The organism is Halomonas saccharevitans, assembly GCF_900116405.1.
In the GTDB taxonomy this organism is placed as follows: domain Bacteria; phylum Pseudomonadota; class Gammaproteobacteria; order Pseudomonadales; family Halomonadaceae; genus Halomonas; species Halomonas saccharevitans.
In genome coordinates this window covers 21,419-41,357 of record NZ_FPAQ01000030.1, presented here as the reverse complement: position 1 = coordinate 41,357, position 19,939 = coordinate 21,419, and the positions used below count along the sequence as shown (strand labels likewise).

Below are 19,939 nucleotides of genomic sequence, written 5' to 3'. Positions count from 1 at the left end.
TGCCTGGAAGCCGGGGCAGACCACGTAAGCGCTGTCGATACATCGTGGCCGACAAGGGCTATGACAGTGATCCTCTTCGCCGCTACTGCGACCGGCACCGCATGAAACCGATCATCGCCCGGCGCAAGATGAAGCGAAAGCCTCGACCAGGCGCCCCTCGGGGCTTCGACAAGCCCCGTTATCGAGAGCGCAACATCATCGAGCGCTGTTTCGCGTGGATCAAGGAACTGCGCCGCGTCTGCACCCGCTACGACAAGTTGGCCAGCAGCTTCAGAGCGATGGTATGCCTGGCCTGCATAGATCGTTGCCTACGTGCTGACTTTCCAGACAGAACCTAGAAATGACAGGTTTGGGGGCCTGTAGAGGTGTGACAGGGGCTTTTTCAGAACCCTGCCCAGCAAGGATGCCCATAGCTTCTGTGAGAGCTTCTGCACAGCGCATGACAGCTTCACGCTTGGAACGGGTACGTAAGGAACGTCTAAATTCGGTCTTACCGATGGAGGAACGTTGCGAAGGAGGGATCACCAGACGAAAGTAGTAGATGCCGTGTCTGGATCGGATCAGGTAGGGAGGGTTAGAGGGCATTTGGTTCACCATTTTGGATGCCTTGACGGAACCAATGGTGAAAAACCCTTCAAAATCAATTAGATGACAGAAGATGGAGGCGGCCCCGAAAGCCACATCCCGGCACACGCGTCCATCACTACCGTTGCTCCCTTCCGGGCCTGGCGGGATTTGCGATATAGCGTTGCGGGAGGACCAACGGGGCCACCACAGCATGCGTCTCCAAGACGCCACGGCCAACGCGGGACACACCCTCGTTGACCGGGGCGCACTATACCAATGTGCCCTCCCGGCAACAAGGGTCGATGCGGGAATCGGGTGCTTGATTTCTACGTCCAATGCAGGCGTCATAGAGTCCATGACACCTGACGACAAGGAGTTCGTGTGACGAACCCACGTGACACGACAGACAGCCCCCTCAGCGATGTACCGAGAGCCAGCGACGAGCTTGCCGGCCTGCTCAAGAAGTTCGATGACACCGTCAGCCTGTTCAACGACGCAAGCGACAACGCCAAAGCGGGCATGCTCCCAGACCTTCTCGATATCGCCCGGCAGGTGATGCTGCAAGACGGCGGCTGCGACGCCATCGAGCAGCGAGCCCGCGCCTTCGAGGAGGCCGGCGCCTTTCGCGGGTCCGACTGGGAGACACCCCAGTACCTCGTGCCCTCCCTCACCCCTCATGCGCTGAAAAGCGCCGATCCCAATACCGTCGCGATCGAGGCGCTCAGCGAGCTGCGGCTGCTGGCCGTGGCCAAGGGCGACTTCCTGCATCCGCATATCTCGATGGAGCAGGCGCACCACTATCTGACCCAGGTGATGGCCATCAATCTCTGGCTGCTGTTCGGCACTCCCAGCGAGGCGGAACGCGAGTCCCAGGGACAGCTGGCGCTGGTGCCGCGACAGCTGTTCGGCCATCTGGCCGAGCGCATCGGTTATGAACACATCATCGACCGCCTGATCGAGGAGATCTGGCGAATCATCGAACAGCGGCCCATCCAGGTCGAGCCGGTCAAGCAGATGATCACCCAGATCGCCATCTGCCAGGCCAACCCCGACATCGACCTGGGGGCCAGCGGCCAGGGCGCCGACCGCCTGGTCAGCTCGCTGTTCGGCCCGACCCGGGCCAGCCGCGAAGACCCCGGCCTGGAGATATACCGCGAACGGCTGTCGAGCATGGACACTCCGGCTCTTCAGGGCGAGGCCACCGGTTTCGCCCGCGCCATGCACGACACCGGCCTGGTCTCCGCCTATCATCCGGTACTGCTGCGCCACCTGCTGGACTACAACGACCACCTGCTGGCGGAAGCGCTGGGGCTCTCGTCCACCGGCCGCGACTGCCTTCTCTGCTATCGCGAACTGGTACATGCGCTGATCCGCGGGGGCATCTATCCGACCACCCCGCAGGCCGCCTATGGCCTGGCGCTGATGCTGGAGCGCGGCATCCTCTACCAGCCGCCGGTGGCCCCGGCCATGTGGCGCCAGCTGGGGCTCTCCCTGTCGGAGTGGTCCCAGGCGCGCCTCAACCTGGCCTTCGGCGAGACCGTCTCGCCCCGCGCCCGGCTGCTGGAGGGCGTGCTGTGCATGCTGGGCCTGCCGCTGGGCGTGGGCCAGGGCAACAATCCCACCTGCCAGTCGGCTCGCGCCCTATCCATGTGGGCCTACAACGACCCGGACTACCTGCTGCAGATGGTGACCTGGGCGGCCCGTGACGACGACATCATCATCCATTTCGAGGGCATGCCGCTCTCCTCCATGGCGAGCCTCTCCGGGGTGGCCCAGTCGCTGCCCATGGACCTCGATCCGGTATCGCTGATCGTGGTGCCGCACCTGGATCGCATCTATGCGGAAATGATCCGGCGCTGCATCGGCCGAGAAGGCGACCCGCACCGCTGGGTCAACCCGGAGTTCCACGGCTGGTGGTCGGGCCGGGGCTTTCGCATCAATGTCGACGTGGCGACCGGCAAGCTGCATGAGCTGGACGACTTCCTGCGCCACTTCTACGCAAGCTATCACCCCTACTACAACGGCAATCAACCGCTGATCCACCCCCAGCCGGCGGGCATCGCCGTGACCGACAGCGCCGCCCGCTTCATCGGCTGGCACGCCATCACCATCCTGCGGGTTACCCTCGACCCTCACGACGTCATGCGGGTGTACTTCTTCAACCCCAACAACGACAGCGGCCAGGACTGGGGCGATGGCACCAAGGTGAGCACGGCAGACCAGGGTGAGCGCTTCGGCGAGTCCTCGCTGCCCTTCGAGCAGTTCGCCTCGCGCCTCTACATCTACCACTACGATCCCCTGGAGCGGGGTGAACTGGCGAAGATCACCCAGGAAGAGCTGGACCGGGTAACGGGCCATATCCAACGCAGCTGGGGCAGCGACCGGCTTCCCCCCGTCGGCCTGCAGGCCGACGAGGGTCCCTAGACCGAAAGGCTCGGTCGACGACCCCGCCCACCGCGACAGCCGCCCGACTCGATGCCCCCGTACCCCCTGGGTGCGGGGGCATCGTGCCGAGGAACTCCTCCCTGCCGGCATCACGCTCGCCTGCCTCTCGAGCAAGCGACGCGATATGCCATAATGGCGCTCCCGTTCACGCCTCGCCGGAGCCGCCATGCCCCGTCTCGATCAGTTGCTCGTCACCCAGGGCCTGGCCCGTTCCCGCACCCGCGCCCAGCGGTTGATCCGCCATGGTCGCGTGCGCCTGGCGACGGGCGATGCGCCGCTGACCAAGCCCGGCGAAAAGCTGCCGGAGACGACCGACCTGAGGGTGGAGGACGATCCCGAGGAGCGCTATGCCTCCCGAGCCGGACTCAAGCTCGAAGCGCTGATCGAGGCGCTCGGGCTGTCGCTCGCGGGGCGCTCGGTGCTCGATGTCGGCCAGTCCACCGGGGGCTTCACCGACTGCGCCCTGCACTTCGGTGCCCGTCACGTGATCGGGGTGGAGGTGGGGCACGACCAGCTCGACGCTCGCCTGCGCCACGACCCCAGGGTGACCTGCCTGGAGGGGCTCAACGCGCGCGCCATGGCGAGCGACCCGCGCCTCGCGGCGGCCTTCGCGGCGCTCGGGAGCGACGGCCCGGAGCTTGCGGTGATGGACGTCTCTTTCATCTCACAGACGCTGATCCTGCCCGAGCTCGCCACCCTGCTGCCGCCGGGAAGCGAGCTGCTGAGCCTGGTCAAGCCGCAGTTCGAGGTGGGCCCGGGAGGCGTCAACGCGCGGGGCCTGGTAGTGGATCAAGGCCGCTTCGCCGAGGTAGAAGCGCGCATCCGGGAGGTCTGTTCCGAGCTCGGCTTCGAGATCCTGCACTGGCAGCCGAGTCCGCTGCTCGGCGGCGACGGCAACCGGGAGTTCCTGCTCCACGCCGTGCGACGCTGACGCCCCGGCGCTTTCCGCCCTCCCCTTCCTCGGTCTCATCGCCCGGCGTCGCCGCCCCCATCACCGCCGGCATCGAACTCGCCCGGGTCGCCCTTCGCGCCCGGTGCCGGGCGGTTGGGCTCGGTCGGCCGCCGCGGTGAGACACTCTGGACCCTGCTGGCCTGACCGTCGGCCCGGTGCAGCCAGACGTCGAGCTGGTTGAAGGCGATGTCGATGCCATGCTCGGCGAACAGCTCGCCCACCCGGCAGTTGATCTCGTCGGTGGCGAACAGCCGGTCGCCCAGGCTGTTGACGAAGATGCGCAGCTCGAAGTCCAGGGTGCTCTCGGCGTAGCTCATGAAGAACACCTGGGGCTCGGGGTCCGCCAGCACCCGCGCGTTCTCGTCGGCCGCCTCGCTCAGCAGACGGTGCACCAGGCGGTGATCCGAGCCATAGGCAACCCCGTAGGTAAGCACCACCCGGGTGATGGTGTCGGAGAGCGACCAGTTGATCAGCTGGTCGGTGATGAAGGTCTTGTTGGGAATGATGATCTCCTTGCGATCGAAGTCGGTCACCGTGGTGGCGCGGATACGGATCTTGCTCACCGTACCGGTGAGGTTGCCGAGGGTGATGGTGTCGCCGATGCGCACCGGCCGCTCGAACAGGATGATCAGCCCCGAGACGAAGTTGGCGAAGATCTCCTGCAGGCCGAACCCCAGCCCCACGCTCAGCGCCGCCACCAGCCACTGCAACTTGTCCCAGGAGACGCCCAGGGTACCCAGCGCCGCGACCACACCGCCGCCGACGATGGCATAGGCAAGCAGCGAGCTGATGGCATAGGCGCTGCCCTGCTTAAGCGCCAGCCGCGAGAGTACCATCACCTCGAGCAGGCCCGGCAGGTTGCGCGCCATCGTCATGGTCAGCACCACCACCAGCAGGGCGGTGATGATGTCGGCTACCGAGACCATGTCGCCGAGTGCCTCGGGGGATTCTCCCTCGCCGGGCGACACCAGGGTGACCTGCTCGAGGTAACCAAACACCGAGAGCAGATCCGACCACACCAGGTAGAGCATCAGGAGGAAGCCGATCACCAGGATCAGCCTGGAGAGGCGCAGCGACTGCTGGTTGACCTGTTCCATGTCCAGCGGCGGCTCCTCGACGACCTCCAGGCCCTCGACGCTCTCCTGAGCCTGGGCGTGCCGCCGCGCCAGGGCACGGCGGTAGGCCAGTCGCCGTGCGGCCACGGCCAGGCCGCGGATCACCGTGGCCTCCACCAGGATCCAGAGGCCCAGCAGATAGAGCGAGATGACGAAGCGCCCCACCAGGCTCAGGGCGGTGTATTCGTATCCGGAGACGATCAGACCCGCCATCGCCAGCGGCACCAGCGCGATGGCAAGCCCCAGCAGCAGGCGGAACAGCTTGACCCCGAAGAAGGGCACGTGAGCCAGGATCAGCTTGGCCAGCACCAAGCTCATGGCGAGCAGGCCGCTCAACATCAGCAGCAGGCCCAACGGACGCTGATTCAGCGCGACGGCCGCGTCCCGAGCCAGCGGGGCAATCAGCAGGACCGGGACCAGCGCCACACCCAGCCACAGCAGCCATTTGCGAAGCGAGGCGGCATAGCCGGAAGACCAGTAGAAGTGACGGATGGCCACCCCGTGCGATGTCAGCAGGTTGCGGGCCCAGGTGAGCACGGCCCAGGCCAGGGCCAGGTGCAGCAGCGCCTCGCCGATCCCCTGCCCGATGCCCCCGGTGCCCGCCAGGAGCGCGATGCCGGCCGCCAGCAGGCAGAGCGGGCCGGGCAGAGCCAGCAGGGCGTTTAGCGCCACCGCCTGAGGCGTATGCCCCTGGGAGTCGCGCTTGAGATGACCGACCTCCTGGTGTAGCCGTGACAGTCGCGCCCGGAAACGATGGCGACAGGCAACCAGCCCCAGCGCCGCCAGCAGGACCGGCACGCCGAGCAGCGCCCGGGCGCTCGGTAGCCGCCAGTGTGCCGGCAGCAAGGCGCGCCACTCCCCCTCACGCCACTCCATGGCCAGATTCTCCGGCAGGTTGCCCAGCCAGGTCAGGCTCAAGGGGCGGGTGTTGGCGATCCAGAACAGCTGCTCATCGATGGTGGCGCGCAGCTCCTGGCTGGTATCCAGCAGCTGCTGCTGGGTAAGCTGCAGATCGATGGCCGCGCTGAGCATCTCGCCGTAGGCCTTTTCCAGCTGATCAACGAGCTCGCGACGCGCCTGGTAGAGATCGAGCAGCGACTCGACCAGTGCCGGCGAGGCCTCGGCATCGGCTTCATCGATGCGCTGGCGCGCGAGCTTCTCGCCCTCGCGCAGCTGGTCGCGCTGGCGGCCGAGCTCGAACTGCTTGAGATGCAGGTCGGCGATCTCCTCCTGAAGGCCAGTCCGCTCCTCCACCCGCGGCAGAGTCAATCGCTGCTCGCGGAGGATACGCGACAGCAGCATGCTGCCGCGGACGGCGTCGATCTGCTCGTTGAGGTTGCGCTGAAGCTGGCGGACCCGATCGAACTGACGACGCACCTCGAGACTTTCGCGAACCAGGCGATTGGCTCGATCGGTGGCGCGCAGCAGCTCGAGGCTCATGGTGCGGTTGATCTCCCGGGCCTGGCGCACCAGAGGATGGCCGATGATGCCCTCCCCCTCCTCGCTGACCGCCTCGGCGATGACCTGCTCGGACTGCTCGCGACGGCGACGATCGAGGGCCGCCTGGAGCATGGTCAGCCGGGCCTCCTGGCTGGCCACCTGGCGCTCGAGCAGGTCGAGATGCTCCTGGTCCAGCTCGCGCAGACGACTGTTGGTCTCCAGCTGTCGCTGATGCAGCGCCAGGGTCTGTTCGGCCAGCGCGCGTTCGATGCGCAGCTGCCAGCGTCTGGGGGCATCCGCCGCCACCTCGGCGCCGGCCAGCTCCTCCAGTTGGCGACGCCGCTCATCGACCCGCTGCATCGCCTCGCCGATGGCCTGCTGGGCACGCTCCGGCAGGGTCTGGGCATTGAGCAGCCTAGAGGAGACCTCGGCGAGCGTGTCCTGGGACGACGACAGGGCTTCCTGGGCATTCTTGCGGCGCGTCTCCAGCGCCTCGAGGGAGAGCTCCTCCAACTCCTCGATGGTGGTCTGCCGATCGACTCGCTCCATCTTGCCAAGCGCCTGCTGAATGCGCTGGAGGGCCTGCGGCGCCCGCTCGACCCGCGTCTCGAGCTCGGCCAGCTGCTCTTTCACCGCGGCCAGCCGCTCCAGACCCTCGAGGGCAGCGCGCAGCGCCTCGATCTCACGCTGGGTGCCCTCGGCGGGTGTCTCGCCCTCGGCCAGCTGGCGATCCTCGAGACGTGCCTTGACCTCCTCCCGTGAGGGAAGCGGCTGGTCGGCACCGGCCGGCGGGACGACCTCCTGGGCCAGCGCGGGCGTTGCCACCCAAAGCCCCACCACCAGGCACAGCAAGAGCAGCAGGCCGCAGCACACGGCAGCGCGCCGACGGCCGAGACGATAATAGGCGTTCAAGGGGCAGCCTCGGGTATGATGGGACATCGCGTGATTCTCGGCTCCCCGAAGCCGCAAGGCAATGACCGCCTGTCGCCCCGGGGTCACAGTTGACTTGCCGGACTGGCGTGATAGAAACGCTCGTGATCTTCCACAAGGTGCCTGACCATGATGCCTGCCCGTTTTCCCCTGTGCGCTGCGCTGCTGATGGCGAGCCTGAGCGGCACGACCCTGGCCGCCGAACCGTTGAGCGAGGTCGAGCGGCAGGCCATCGAAGCCCGCATCGCCGAACTCGAGGCAGAGATGGGCGCGCTGCGCCAACAGCTGCAGACGCCCGAGAACACGCCATCCGCCACCGCCGTCCTCGCCGATGACGACACCGGCCAGGAGCTCGAGGAGGCCGTGGACAAACGCCGCCAGCTCGAGCGCGCCTCGGCCAAGAACCCCTACGCCATCACCACCCACAAGCGCAACTACTGGTTCCCGCTGAGCTACAACGCTACGCCGAACGAAGGCGTCTTTCGCGACGTCAACGATGATAGCGACGCCGACCGGGCGGAGATGAAGTTCCAGTTCAGCGTCAAGTTCAACCTGGTCGAGGATCTCTTCGGCGATGTCGGCGGCGACCTGCACTTCGGCTATACCCAGCGCAGCTGGTGGCAGGCCTACAATGCGGATGCCTCCTCGCCGTTTCGCGAGACCAACTACGAGCCCGAGGTGTTCATCGACTTCGATAACAGCACCTCGCTGCTGGGCTGGACCAACATCCACAATCGCCTGTCGTTCAACCACCAGTCCAACGGCCGCTCCGGGGAGTTGTCGCGCAGCTGGAACCGGCTGATCCTCCAGTCCTCCTTCACCAACGACGACTGGACCGTGGTGCTGGCGCCCCACTGGCGCATCCCGGAATCCGAGGGCGAGGACGACAACCCCGACATCCACAAGTATCTCGGCTATGGCGACATCACAGTGGCCAAGCGCGTCAACGATGACAACGAGCTGAGCCTGATGCTGCGCGGCAATCCCGGCGAAGGCAACCTGGGCACCCAGCTGGACTACTCCTGGCCGATGTTCGGCAGCATTCGCGGCCACCTGCAGTACTACTATGGCTATGGCGAGAGCCTGATCGACTATGACGAGCGCACCAATCGCCTGAGTCTCGGCTTCAGCCTCAATCCCCTGTTCTCCTATGGCGGCCTCGAGCGCTGAGCCGGTTTCCGATTCGAAACGTATCGCCGGGGTGGATGGCTCGACGAAAGCGCCCCGGACATAAGCCCGAGTGGATTGAAGTGAATCGGCTGGATGCTATGCTGAGCCTGTCATTCACCGTCAAAGGAAGACCCGATGGCCCAACAACACTCGCGCACCAGCGAATCCACACAGCAGCTCAAGGACGACCTGCAACATCTCACCCAGACCATCGAGGAGCTGGTCGATGCCACGGCCGATGACTCGCGAAGCAACATCAAGGAGCTCCGCGAGCGCGCAGAGAAGCGGATGAAGGACACCCGAGAACGCCTCGAGGCACGCGGCGAGCGACTCTACGGCGAGGCGCGGGACAATGTGACCCAGCAGGCCGACGCCTGCGACCGCTACGTCCATGATAATCCCTGGACCAGCATCGGCATCGGCGCCGCCATGGGCGTGGTGGTTGGCATGCTGATCGGGCGGCGTTGATGGCGGCAAGCCAAGGACCGGCTCAACGGCTGTTCGGTGCCGGCAAGCGCCTGCTCGGCAGCCTGCTTGCCACCGGCGAGACGCGCCTGCGTCTCGCCGTGCTCGAACTGGAGGAGGAGCGTGCACGCCTGTTCGGCCTGCTGCTGCTGGCCGGCCTCAGCCTGATCCTGCTGCTGCTCGGTATCGGCGTCCTGACCGCCCTGGTGATCGTCGCCTTCTGGGAGACCCACCGCCTGGCCGCCATCGGCGCCAGCGCCGTGGTGCTGCTCGGCAGCGGGCTGCTGATGGCCTTGCGCGTGATGCAGCTGGCTCGGCGCCGCACTCTGCTGGCCGGCACCCTTCGCCACTTGGCTACGGATCGCGACCTGGTGGAGGCGAGCCGTGAACCGCGCTGAACGCCTAGCCCGCCGGGCCGAGCTCGAGCATGCCATCGAGCAGCAACGCATCGACTTGCTGGTGGCCGCCCACCGCTGGCGCACGGCCGAACAGACTCTCGATCAGGGCTGGCAGCTGCTGTCACGCTTCAAGACCCCGCTGCTCGTGGCGGGCGGACTGCTGGCCTATCGCGGGCTGCGCCACCCCGGAGGCACGGCGCGCCTGGCACGCCGGCTGACCACCGGTGCGCTGTTTGCCAAGAAGGCTCGCGATCTGCTGCGCTGAGTCAGACCGCCGCCCATCCCTATGATGATGCCGCCAGGCGAGCGACCTCCCCCACCCTCATGCTCGAAACGGGGCCTCGAGAAGGCCCTGACGGCCCCGGCCAGTTCGACCCTATCAAAGCCACTACAGGCCCTAAAGGATCTCCCTCATGCCCCTTGCCATCAGCCTGCACCTTCTCGCTGCCGTGATCTGGGTCGGCGGCATGTTCTTCGCCTGGATGATCCTGCGCCGGGTCGCCGGCGAGCTGCTCGAGCCACCCCTGCGGCTGACGCTCTGGTACCACGTCTTCCAGCGCTTCTTCCCCTGGGTATGGGCCAGCGTGATCGTGCTGCTGGCGACGGGGCTCTGGATGCTCTTCGGGACCTTCGGCGGCATGGCCGGTGCCGGCGTGCATGTTCACCTGATGCTGGTGACGGGACTCGCGATGATGGCGATCTTCCTGCACATCTGGTTCGCGCCGTTGGTGCGCCTGGGACGGGCCGTGGCCGGCGAGGACTGGCCCGCCGGGGGAAAGCAGCTGGCCCGGATCCGTCGGCTGATCGGCATCAACCTGATATTGGGGCTGGCGACGGTCGTTATTGCCTCCGGTGGTCGCTATCTATAACGCAGACGCTCGTATGTGAGCTCTAATGCAAGCATCCATGCAAGAGATGGATACCCACGCAAAAGGCAGGGCCTGAGCCCTGCCTTTCGCCATATTACCGCCGGCTAGATGACGGCCTGAACTGCAACGTTAGACATAGAAATCCAGGTCTTCCTGGGCCTTGAGCAGATCGCGCATCTTGATCGGGTCATCGCCGAAGAAGAACACCAGGCCCCAGTGCGTGCCGAAGGCTGAGCGATCCGGCACCGTCTCCTCGGTCGGCGCAACCAGTTCGTGAGAATCGAAATACGGATGCTCGGTGGTTTCCTTGGGCATCTCCAGCTTGCTGACGACACGACGACGCGGATACACGCCGAAGCAACCCGCATAGCCCTTGGCGTCGACCACTTCGCGCGGGAAGAAGTTGGCGACCTCCTCCTTGGTGCTCTTGGGGTCAAACACGACCATCGATGCCTGATAGGCATTGAAACCGTAGGCACGCTCGATGAGTTCGAAGGCCTTGAACCCGGGTGGGCGATAGGCGACTTCACCGAAGTACATCTCGCCATCGGCGGTCACGAAATACTCCGGGTGAATCAGACCGAACTGGATGTCGAACGTCTTGATCAGCTTCTCGATCTGCTTGGTGATGGCATCGCGCCAGCTCTCGAGCTCCCTGGTGGCAGGAACGAAGACCGAGTAGCCCAGTGTTACGTATTCGGAGATGTTGAGGAACTGGATCTTGCCATCGTGGATCCAGGCCTCGACGGCAAATTCCCAACCGTCCAGGTGACTCTCCATCAGCAACGGATACTCTTCATCCGGGATATGCTCGATCTCTTCCATCGTGCGGATCATTCGATGGCCGAGACAACCTGCCTTGTCGAAAGCCTTTACGTGGATCGGGTCGTCTGGATCACCGTCGAGCTTGAGCAGCGTCTGGTTGACGCGCTTCATGAAGCGAACGACGTCCTCCTTCTCGTGGGCCTCCTCGAAGATCCCCACGCGAATGCCACCCAGCTGGGCGCGGCGTTTCATCAACGCCTTGTCACGGAACAGGATGGACTGTCCGTACATACGGGGGCTGTCCATCAGCACGGAATTGATCGCGCCTGACCATTCGACGGTTTCCTCGAAGAGGGGGATGGCGACATCAACGCCCTCCTCCTTGAGTTTTTCGGCAATCTCCATCGAACGATCGTTCAGGCGGATGAAATCCCAGGCAATGAACGGAATCTTGTTAGCCGTGCAGAAATCCTCGGCCCACTCGGGCGCAACAACCACATAGCGACGATCAAACTGCTGTGCCGCCTTGATGGCATTGACGCTCCAACCCAGCAGGGCGATGTAACCCTTATTCGGATCCTTGGGCGTTTCCGTTCCGCGAACAGAGTCCATCGAAGGATCGGTCCAAGCGGCAACTTCCGGGGGCAGTTCAGTTTCTGTTGCTGGCATCGTCATTCGACATTCTCCTTGTGGTTTTAGGAAAAGCTAGCACTCGGAGCTGAGCGCATGCTCTATAAAACATGCTCTATAAATCAAGCCGCCAGGAAGTAATATTTAACGAAAACCAGGCCACCCGGCAGCATGTGCGGTGTGATGCGAAAAGGCTCGACAAGATCCGCCTGTGCACTTGAATCTTGTTCTCAAACCCAGTGTAGCGGCTCTGCTATCGAATAGGAAACGGAGTCAATAAACTCTAAATTAATGAGTTCTCGGCAACGAATTATCGCAATGCCGCACTAGCGGCCTGACGCCCAGCTGGCATGGGCCAGTCGCATGGCGCCTTGCACTTCCTCCGCCGGCACGCATTCAGGATCACCCTTCTCCAGCGGGTCGTAGTGGAAGACGTAGAGCCGCGACGCGAACTGGTCAACGGGTAGCGATGCCTCTCCATATAGCTCGCCGTTTCCCTGTGTTGAGGTGATGATTCCCTGCCCCCAGTCCTGACCGCTGTCATTGTTGGGATTGAAGAAATATACCCGCATTATCCCGCCAGGATCGAGGGCGAGACGCTGAATCGTGATGGCATGCCAGCCGAGAAAACGCGTGGCACTATCGGTCACGGCGATTCCTGCTGGCTGAGGATTAATGACCGGTATATCGCCATTGTAATACGGATGATACGTGGCGTAGAAATTTCGGATGAATCCCTCAAAATCCTTCAAGCCACCCGTAAAGACGTCGACGGCGATGCAGAACCCATGGCCGACCTGTTCTCCGTGGAACTCGGCATTGACCCACTTGTGCGGGTCCTCTCCACGACCGGCACTGCGACGTCCCATCTCGAAATAGATGCGGTCGAGGTGCGGAACGGTCAGCAATGAAACGGCATCCACGTCAACGGGCGGCTCACTCGCCAGGCCGGCGCCGAGTTCCCGCGAGGAAATAGGCTCGCCCTCGAAACGCATCACGATCTCATCATCGCGCGCCGCCCAGGCGAGGATGCGCAGCAGATCGGCCGGCGCACTGTAGGCCCACATGGAAAGGGCGCGTGTGGACTGGCAGGTAGGATAGTTGCCCTGCCCCACGCCAAGGGGATGGCCAAGGACGTTGAGAACATCCGCCAGCAGGAAGCATTCCGGTGAGCGCCGGCTACCGAAGACGCTGACGATCTTCTCGGCCGCCGCGTCACACAGGCTCAACCGCACCTGCCGCCACAGCGATGGAGCCACCGGCGGCGCATACAGGATGCCCCGCTCGAGCATCATGGCGAGGCCATAGACCGCCTGACTGGTTTCGGCGAACAGAGCTTGGTCGATCAGGGTGTGGATCAAGGACGGATAGCAGTGGAAGGCGTCTGCGCCGGTGTAGCTGAGGCCCAGCGCCGTAGGAATCAAGGCATTCCACCGGGTCCGCAGAAAACGTATGAAGCCCGGCATGTAGGGCGACACCAGGCCGGTGCCGTGCATCGCCTGGGCAAAGGCTATGGCCTCCTGCAGCAGAGAGGCCTCATCCATGGCCGCCAATCGCTCGGCATAGAGATCGAAGCCGGGATCCTCGCGGCAGCCCTCGGTGGGGCTAAACACGGCATTGATCAGTCGCAGCGCATCATCCCCGACGTCTCCCATCATCGCGTCGGGTTTGTGCAGGCAGGCGGCGATCTGCGTCACCATATGCTTGACGCCGTCGACCTGAACCGGGCGTTGCGCCAGCACTCGCCACACCTCGGCGACCAGATGCTCCAGCAGGTTTTCGTAGCCCAGATGACGCAGCAGGAAGTGATAGAGATTCTGGACCACGATGCCCAGCCCGTCGGGCCGCAGGCGGTCGCTCTCCTGAAGATCACTGACCACGAGATCGAGGTTCATGGCCATCACCTGGGCGAGGAAGTGATGGGCGTGCTCTGCCGAGATGGAGGGATGGCTGAAGTCGCCGCTGGCCACCGCCAGCAGGCGGACCTGGCTCAGGCTCTCCACCAGGGCGGCGACCGGGTCACCATGGCGAACCGTTCTGACAGCAAGGGATGGCACCAGCGTCTGGGGATAATCCCAATCGCTGCCGCGGAAGAACCCGGCGGCCTCGAGTGCCGGTATCCGCGCATAGAGGGCTTCCATCCCCGCCTCGTCGAACATCAAGGCGCGTGCCGGCTCCAGGACCTCGAACACGGGCGAGACACCTGCCACGGCATTGGCGGCGGCGAGCCGCTCGATAGCAGCGTCGAGCTGCTCGACGGATGGGGCGACCGACGAATGATCGTCGTGGGGATCGAAACTGTGGGTACCATGGCTCATTCATCCACTGTCAATCCTCCCTCGAGACATGTCAAACGCGCGAGGGAGCCCCTGAGCCAGGTTAACGGTCACCTGAGGCGAACCCGGGACGGCGACTCCCCGGGTATTTGCCAGCCCCGCTGTTTCGTGGCGACGGCGTCCGACGCCAGGCTTTCCGTGAACGGTTGTGCCAGGAAGGAAAACCGCTACAGCGCCATACCGCAGGCCACGCCGGATGCCCAGGCCCACTGGAAGTTGTGGCCGCCGAGCTCGCCGGTCACATCCAGCACTTCGCCGATGAAACGCAGCTGGGGCAGCCCCGTGACCGCGAAGTGCTTCGACGAGATCGACCGCGTGTCGATTCCGCCCATCGTCACCTCCGCGGTGCGCCAGCCCTCGGTGCCGGACGGCTTGACCCGCCAGTCGCCGAGCCGCTCTGCCCAGGCCACCAGACGATCATTGGAATATTCGGCCAGCACCCCGTCATCGCCATGCCACTCCACCAGCGCCTGGGCGAGCCGCTTCGGCAGCCGCTCGCCAAGCCAGGTCGAGAGGCGGCGCCTGGGTGTCTCACGGCGCGCCGAGGCCAAGGCCTCGAAGGCATCGATACCGGGCAGCAGGTCGATGGAGAGGGTATCGCCCGGCTGCCAGACGCTGGAGATCTGCAGCATGGCGGGGCCCGACAGGCCGCGATGGGTGAAGAGCATCGGTTCGCGGTAGCGACGACCGCGACAGCTCACCGCCACCTCGACGCTGACCCCGGCTAGGGCCTCGGCCCGCGCCTTCCACTGCGAGGTCAGGGTGAAGGGCACCAGGGCGGCCCGGGTCTCGGTGACCGCGAGGCCGAACTGCCGGGCGAGATCATAGCCGAACCCGCTGGCGCCCATGGTCGGGATGGAGAGCCCACCGCTCGCCACCACCACGGCGCCGGCGTCGATGCGCCCCGCCGAGGTGGTCAGCCGCATGCCCTCCCCGGCGCGCTCCACGGCCTCGATCGAGGTCTTGAGGCGAATCTCGACCCCCGCCCAGTCGCACTCGGTCAGCAGCACGCGCAGGATCTCCTTCGCGGAGTCGGCGCAGAACAGCTGGCCCGGGGCCTTCTCCACGTACTCCACGCCGTGGCGGTCCACCAGCTCGACGAAGTGCTCGGGCCGGTAGCGCTTGAGGGCCGAGATGCAGAAGGCCGGGTTGTCCGAATAGAAGTTGGCCGGGCTGGAGGCCAGGTTGGTGAAGTTACAGCGTCCCCCGCCGGACATCAGGATCTTCTTGCCGGCCTTGTTGGCATGATCCACCACCAGCACGCGCCGCCCGGCATAGCCGGCAGTCAGCGCGCACATCAGGCCGGCGGCGCCGGCGCCGATCACTACCACGTCATACGTCACGGCCAGGGTCTCCTGCAGGCATCGAGTCGGGCCGCGCATTCTAGCAGTCCGCCGGTTCGACGCCGAGCACCGTCGGAGAGTGGTTATTTCTGTACAAGAATTGTACATTGGGATGACAGCAAACCACCTGTGCATTTCTTCCACACTGTGCTGTCACACTCTGCCACAGCCGAATTCCAAGCTGCTACGGGCCCGACGGAACGGGTACCCGCTCATCGACCATCGACAAGAAGCCCGCCATGATCTCATCGCGAACACGCCTGACCCTGCTGATCGGCCTGGCCCTGCTGGTGCTCTCGCCGCTGGTCATCGCCCAGCAGCCCACCGCGGTGATCGCCGCCCGCGCCAGCCTCGCCGCCTGGTCAGACCCGCTGGAGGCGTTGGGCACCCTGCGCGCCGACGAGAGCGTGACCCTCTCCGCCACCGTCACCGAGACCATCGCCGAGTTGACCTTCGAGGGCGGCGAGCGGGTCGAGGCCGGCGAGCTGCTGGTGCGCCTGGCCGATGACGAGCAGCGCGCCGACCTGCGGGTCGCCCAGGCGCTGCGCGACGAGCGGCGCAACGCCGTCAGCCGGCTCGCCCAGCTGCAGAGCCGCAACCTGGCGCCACGGGCCGACGTGGAAGACGCCCGGGCCCGCCTGCGCCAGGCCGAAGCGGAAATCCAGGCGCTGGAAGCCAGGCTTGCCGACACTCGCATCCAGGCGCCCTTCGGCGGCATCGTGGGCTTTCGCAACGTCAGCGTGGGCACCCTGGTGACCCCCGGCACCGAGCTCGTCACCTTGGACCGGCTCGAGGTCATGAAGCTCGACTTCACCCTGCCCGAGCGGGCCCTCGCTCAGATCGCGCCGGGCCTGACGCTGACCGCGACCAGTGCGGCCCTGCCCGACACCCCGTTTCGCGGCGAGGTGGCGAGCATCGGCACGCGGATCGACCCGATAAGCCGCAGCATCAGGGTGCGTGCCGAACTCGCCAATCCAGCGCTCGCGCTGCGCCCCGGCATGCTCATGCAGGTGAGACTCGAGAGCTCGCCCCGAGAGGCGCTGGTGATTCCCGAGGCGGCGCTGATGCCACAGGGGCAGCGCCAGTTCGTGCTGACCCTCCAGAGCGACGGCGAGGCCTACCGGGTCGAGGAACGGGAGGTGCGCATCGGCGCGCGTCGCGAGGGCGAGGTGGAGATCCTCGAGGGGCTCGCCGAGGATGACCTGGTGGTCGCCCACGGCACCGAGCGGGTCCGCGATGGCCAGCCGACTCGCCTGCTGGGCATCCTCGACGGCGACACCACCGTGCCCCAGCTGCTGCGTCGCAGCCGCGACGCCGCCGAGGTGAACGGCTGATGCGCCTCTCCGACCTGTCCGTCCAGCGCCCGGTACTGGCGGTGGTGATGGCCGCCCTGATCGTCGCCTTCGGCCTGCTGGCGCTGGAGCGGCTGCCGCTCCAGGAGTACCCCGCCATCGACCCGCCGGTGGTCTCCATCGACACCCGCTACCCCGGCGCCTCGGCCAGCATCGTGGAGACCCGCGTCACCCAGGTGCTGGAGGATCGCATCGCCGGGGTGGCGGGCATCGAGGTGATCTCCTCCTCCAGCCGCGACGGCCGCTCCAGCATCAACGTGGAGTTCAGCCTGAACCTGGACATCGACGCGGCCGCCAACGACATTCGCGATCGTATCTCCGGGGCCCGGGACAACCTGCCCGAGGAGGCCGATCCGCCCGAGGTGCAGAAGGCCGATTCGAGCTCCGAAGTGGTGATCTGGTTCTCGCTGAGCGGCGAGGGCTACGACGTGGCCGAGCTGACCGACTACGCCGACCGCTATCTGGTGGATCGCTTCTCGGTGCTGCCCGGCGTGGCCCAGGTGCGGGTCGGGGGCGGCCGAGAATACGCCATGCGTGTCTGGCTCGATGCTGACGCTTTGGCGGCGCGCGGCCTGACGGTGGGCGACGTCGAAGACGTCCTGCGTGAGGAAAATGTCGAGCTTCCCGGCGGCGCCCTGGTCTCCGAGGCACGTCAGTTCATCGTGCGCCTGCCAAGAAACTTTGCCACCCCCGCGGATTTCCGCCAGCTGGCCCTCGACGAGGGCGCCGACGGCTACCTGGTCCGCCTGGGCGACGTGGCGCGAGTCGAGATCGGCGCGGTGGAGGAGCGCACCATCTTTCGCGGTAACGGTGTGCCCGTGGTCGGGCTGGGGCTGATGAAGCAGTCTACCGCCAACGTGCTGGAGATCTCCAAGGGCGCCAAGGCGGAGATGGCGCGCCTGCAGGGCACCCTGCCCGAAGGCATGTCGCTGTCGCTGAACTTCGACTCGTCGGTGTTCGTCTCCGGCGCCATCGGCCAGGTGGTACAGACACTGTTCATCGCCATGGGCCTGGTGGTGGTGGCGATTTTCCTGTTTCTCGGCAACGTGCGCACCACCCTGATTCCGGCCGTGACGGTGCCCATCGCCCTGATCGGTACCTTCGCGGCGCTGGCGGTGTTGGGCTTCACCATCAACCTGCTGACCCTGCTGGCCCTGGTGCTGGCCATCGGCCTGATCGTCGATGACGCCATCGTGGTGCTGGAAAACATCCACCGGCGCATGCAGGAGCTCGGCGAGACACCACTGGTGGCGGCCTTCCGCGGCACCCGCCAGATCGCCTTCGCGGTCATCGCCACCACGCTGGTGCTGGTGGCGGTGTTCGTGCCGCTGAGCCTCCTGCAGGGCGACATCGGGCGCCTATTCTCGGAATTCGCCCTCACCCTGGCCGCCGCGGTCGTCATCTCCAGCCTGCTGGCGCTGACTCTGACGCCGATGATGGCCTCCAAGATCCTCAAGGCCGACATGCACGAGGGCCGCCTGGCGCGGGCCGTGCAGTGGGGCCTGGACCGTTCCCGCCGGGGCTATCGCCGTCTGCTCGAGCGCGTGCTGGGGCTTCGCCTGCTGGTGCTGGCGCTGTTTCTCGGCATCGTCGGCGCCACGGTGTGGCTCAACGGGCAACTGCCCAACGAATACACCCCCAAGGAGGATCGCGGCAACTTCTTCGTGCTGGTCAACGGCCCGCCCGGTGCGACCTACGACTACATGCTCGACTACATGGACGAGATCGAGACCCGCTTGCTGCCGCTCACCGAGCAGGGCGAGGTCGAGCGCATCCTGGTGCGCGCGCCGCGGGGCTGGGGCAACATCGAGAACTTCAACAGCGGCTTCGTCATCGTCACCCTCGCCGACTGGGCAAAGCGCCGCTCGGCCTGGACGATCATGGACGAGATCCGCGGCCGCCTCGCCGACCTGCCCGGCATCCGGGCCTTCCCGGTGATGCGACAAGGCTTCGGGTCGCGGGTCGAGAAGCCGGTGCAGTTCGTGCTGGGTGGTGGCACCTATGAGCAGCTGGCCGAGTGGCGCGACACCCTGCTGGCCCACCTGCGCGAGAACAACCCGCGCCTGACGGGGCTTGAGAGCAACTACGAGGAGAATCAGCCGCAGCTGCGCGTGGACATCGACTACACCCGCGCCGCCGCGCTGGGGGTGACGGTCACCGAGATCGGCCGCACCCTGGAGACCCTGCTGGGCGGGCGCACCGTGACCCAGTACGTGGACGACGGCCAGGAGTATGACGTCATCCTCGAGGGAGCACCCGGTTCCCGGCCGAGCCCCAGGTCCCTGGAGAGCATCCGGGTGCGCTCCGACCGCTCGGGCGAGCTGATCCCCCTGGCGAGCCTGGTGACGCTCACGGACTTCGCCGGGCCCAGCACGCTGAACCGCTTCAACCGGGTCCGGGCGATCACCATCGAGGCCAACCTGGCGGACGGCTATCCGCTGGGCGAGGCGCTCGAGTACCTGGAAACCACGGTGGACGAGATCCTGCCGCCGGCGGCCCAGACCGACGTCAAGGGCGCCTCGCGGGACTACCAGGAAGCCAGCGGCGCCACCGCCTTCCTGCTGGGACTGGGCGTCCTGGTGGTCTTCCTGGTGCTGGCCGGGCAGTTCGAGAGCTTCGTGCACCCCTTCGTGATCATGCTCACAGTGCCGCTGGCGATCTGCGGCGCCCTGCTGGGGCTCTACCTCACCGGGCAGTCGCTGAACATCTACAGTCAGGTGGGGCTGGTCATGCTGGTGGGGCTGGCGGCCAAGAACGGCATCCTGATCGTCGAGTTCGCCAACCAGTTGCGCGATCGCGGCATGGCCTTCCATGAGGCCCTGGTGGAAGCCTCAGTGACGCGCCTGCGGCCCATCGTGATGACGGCGGTGACCACCATGGCGGGCGCCGTGCCGCTGATCGTCTCCAGCGGCGCCGGCGCCGAGACCCGGTTGGTGATCGGCACCGTCATTCTCTGCGGCCTGGCCGCGGCCACACTGTTCACCCTGTTCGTGGTGCCGGTGGCCTACGACCTGCTGGCCCGGCGCACCGGCGCGCCCGGCGATGTCGCCCGGCGCCTGGCCGACGAGATGGGCGAGGAACCCGCCGGCCACTGACGCTCGGTCGACGCCGCCGTGGCTAGGCGGCGCCGATCGCGGCCGAGGGGTCACGTCGTTGAATCGG

15 protein-coding genes and 1 other RNA gene are annotated in these 19,939 nt (G+C 65.8%); 10 read left to right on the top strand and 6 right to left on the bottom strand.

Annotation, left to right across the window (positions count from 1 at the left end; translation table 11 throughout):
- Positions 1 to 338 (top strand): transposase (locus BM388_RS13355; RefSeq protein WP_139233946.1); only part of this gene is annotated, 338 nt, incomplete at its 5' end.
- On the opposite strand, the gene BM388_RS18280 is transcribed toward BM388_RS13355, so the two are convergent.
- Together BM388_RS18280 and ffs are read right to left on the bottom strand one after the other, a co-directional pair.
- On the bottom strand, positions 271 to 585 hold the full coding sequence (locus BM388_RS18280; protein WP_425431935.1) for a DUF6538 domain-containing protein: 315 nt from the start codon (positions 583 to 585) through the stop codon (positions 271 to 273). The two genes, BM388_RS13355 and BM388_RS18280, sit on opposite strands and share 68 nt — an antisense overlap.
- A gap of 83 nt (positions 586 to 668) precedes the next feature.
- Positions 669 to 765, bottom strand: an RNA gene (gene ffs / locus BM388_RS13350) — signal recognition particle sRNA small type.
- Between the two features lie 183 nt (positions 766 to 948).
- Between ffs and BM388_RS13345 the strand changes: the two genes are divergently transcribed.
- Both BM388_RS13345 and BM388_RS13340 read left to right on the top strand, forming a co-directional pair.
- Positions 949 to 2,991 carry a hypothetical protein gene (locus tag BM388_RS13345; protein WP_089850970.1) on the top strand — a complete coding sequence of 681 codons (2,043 nt, stop codon included), beginning with the start codon at positions 949 to 951 and terminating at the stop codon, positions 2,989 to 2,991.
- A 187-nt stretch (positions 2,992 to 3,178) separates the two neighbouring features.
- Positions 3,179 to 3,943 carry a TlyA family RNA methyltransferase gene (locus BM388_RS13340; protein ID WP_089850968.1) on the top strand — a complete coding sequence of 255 codons (765 nt, stop codon included), beginning with the start codon at positions 3,179 to 3,181 and terminating at the stop codon, positions 3,941 to 3,943.
- Positions 3,944 to 3,978: 35 nt separating this feature from the next.
- On the opposite strand, the gene mscK is transcribed toward BM388_RS13340, so the two are convergent.
- Positions 3,979 to 7,431, bottom strand: coding sequence for a mechanosensitive channel MscK (mscK, locus tag BM388_RS13335; protein WP_245781551.1), 3,453 nt, complete (start codon positions 7,429 to 7,431; stop codon positions 3,979 to 3,981).
- Positions 7,432 to 7,578: 147 nt separating this feature from the next.
- On the opposite strand from mscK, the gene BM388_RS13330 reads away from it, so the two are divergent.
- From BM388_RS13330 to BM388_RS13310, 5 genes are all read left to right on the top strand, one after another.
- Entirely contained in the window at positions 7,579 to 8,619 is a 1,041-nt protein-coding gene (locus tag BM388_RS13330) for a phospholipase A (RefSeq protein WP_089850964.1), read from the top strand.
- Between the two features lie 135 nt (positions 8,620 to 8,754).
- Complete coding sequence (locus tag BM388_RS13325) at positions 8,755 to 9,087, top strand: ElaB/YgaM/YqjD family protein (RefSeq protein ID WP_089850962.1); 333 nt, start codon at positions 8,755 to 8,757, stop codon at positions 9,085 to 9,087.
- Entirely contained in the window at positions 9,087 to 9,482 is a 396-nt protein-coding gene (locus tag BM388_RS13320) for a phage holin family protein (RefSeq protein WP_089850960.1), read from the top strand. Before BM388_RS13325 ends, BM388_RS13320 begins: the two co-directional genes overlap by 1 nt.
- Positions 9,469 to 9,747, top strand: coding sequence for a YqjK-like family protein (locus BM388_RS13315; RefSeq protein ID WP_175535100.1), 279 nt, complete (start codon positions 9,469 to 9,471; stop codon positions 9,745 to 9,747). The genes BM388_RS13320 and BM388_RS13315 overlap by 14 nt, the downstream gene beginning before the upstream one ends.
- A gap of 148 nt (positions 9,748 to 9,895) precedes the next feature.
- The gene (locus BM388_RS13310; RefSeq protein ID WP_089850956.1) at positions 9,896 to 10,351 is read left to right on the top strand and encodes a CopD family protein; all 456 of its coding nucleotides are present in this window, start codon (positions 9,896 to 9,898) and stop codon (positions 10,349 to 10,351) included.
- Positions 10,352 to 10,480: 129 nt separating this feature from the next.
- Here BM388_RS13310 and BM388_RS13305 read toward each other — a convergent pair whose 3' ends face one another.
- The 3 genes from BM388_RS13305 to BM388_RS13295 all read right to left on the bottom strand — a co-directional run bounded on the left by BM388_RS13305 (position 10,481) and on the right by BM388_RS13295 (position 15,425).
- Entirely contained in the window at positions 10,481 to 11,728 is a 1,248-nt protein-coding gene (locus BM388_RS13305) for an ATP-grasp domain-containing protein (RefSeq protein WP_089850954.1), read from the bottom strand.
- Positions 11,729 to 12,072: 344 nt separating this feature from the next.
- Positions 12,073 to 14,064 (bottom strand): hypothetical protein, encoded by a 1,992-nt coding sequence (locus BM388_RS13300; protein WP_089850952.1) that lies wholly within the window; start codon positions 14,062 to 14,064, stop codon positions 12,073 to 12,075.
- A 185-nt stretch (positions 14,065 to 14,249) separates the two neighbouring features.
- Positions 14,250 to 15,425: a BaiN/RdsA family NAD(P)/FAD-dependent oxidoreductase gene (locus BM388_RS13295; protein ID WP_089850981.1), complete on the bottom strand. Its 1,176-nt coding sequence runs from the start codon at positions 15,423 to 15,425 to the stop codon at positions 14,250 to 14,252.
- 239 nt (positions 15,426 to 15,664) lie between these two features.
- Between BM388_RS13295 and BM388_RS13290 the strand changes: the two genes are divergently transcribed.
- Together BM388_RS13290 and BM388_RS13285 are read left to right on the top strand one after the other, a co-directional pair.
- Positions 15,665 to 16,759, top strand: a complete 1,095-nt coding sequence (locus BM388_RS13290; protein WP_089850949.1) for an efflux RND transporter periplasmic adaptor subunit — start codon at positions 15,665 to 15,667, stop codon at positions 16,757 to 16,759.
- Positions 16,759 to 19,872, top strand: coding sequence for an efflux RND transporter permease subunit (locus tag BM388_RS13285; protein WP_089850947.1), 3,114 nt, complete (start codon positions 16,759 to 16,761; stop codon positions 19,870 to 19,872). The genes BM388_RS13290 and BM388_RS13285 overlap by 1 nt, the downstream gene beginning before the upstream one ends.
- Positions 19,873 to 19,939: the final 67 nt, after the last annotated feature.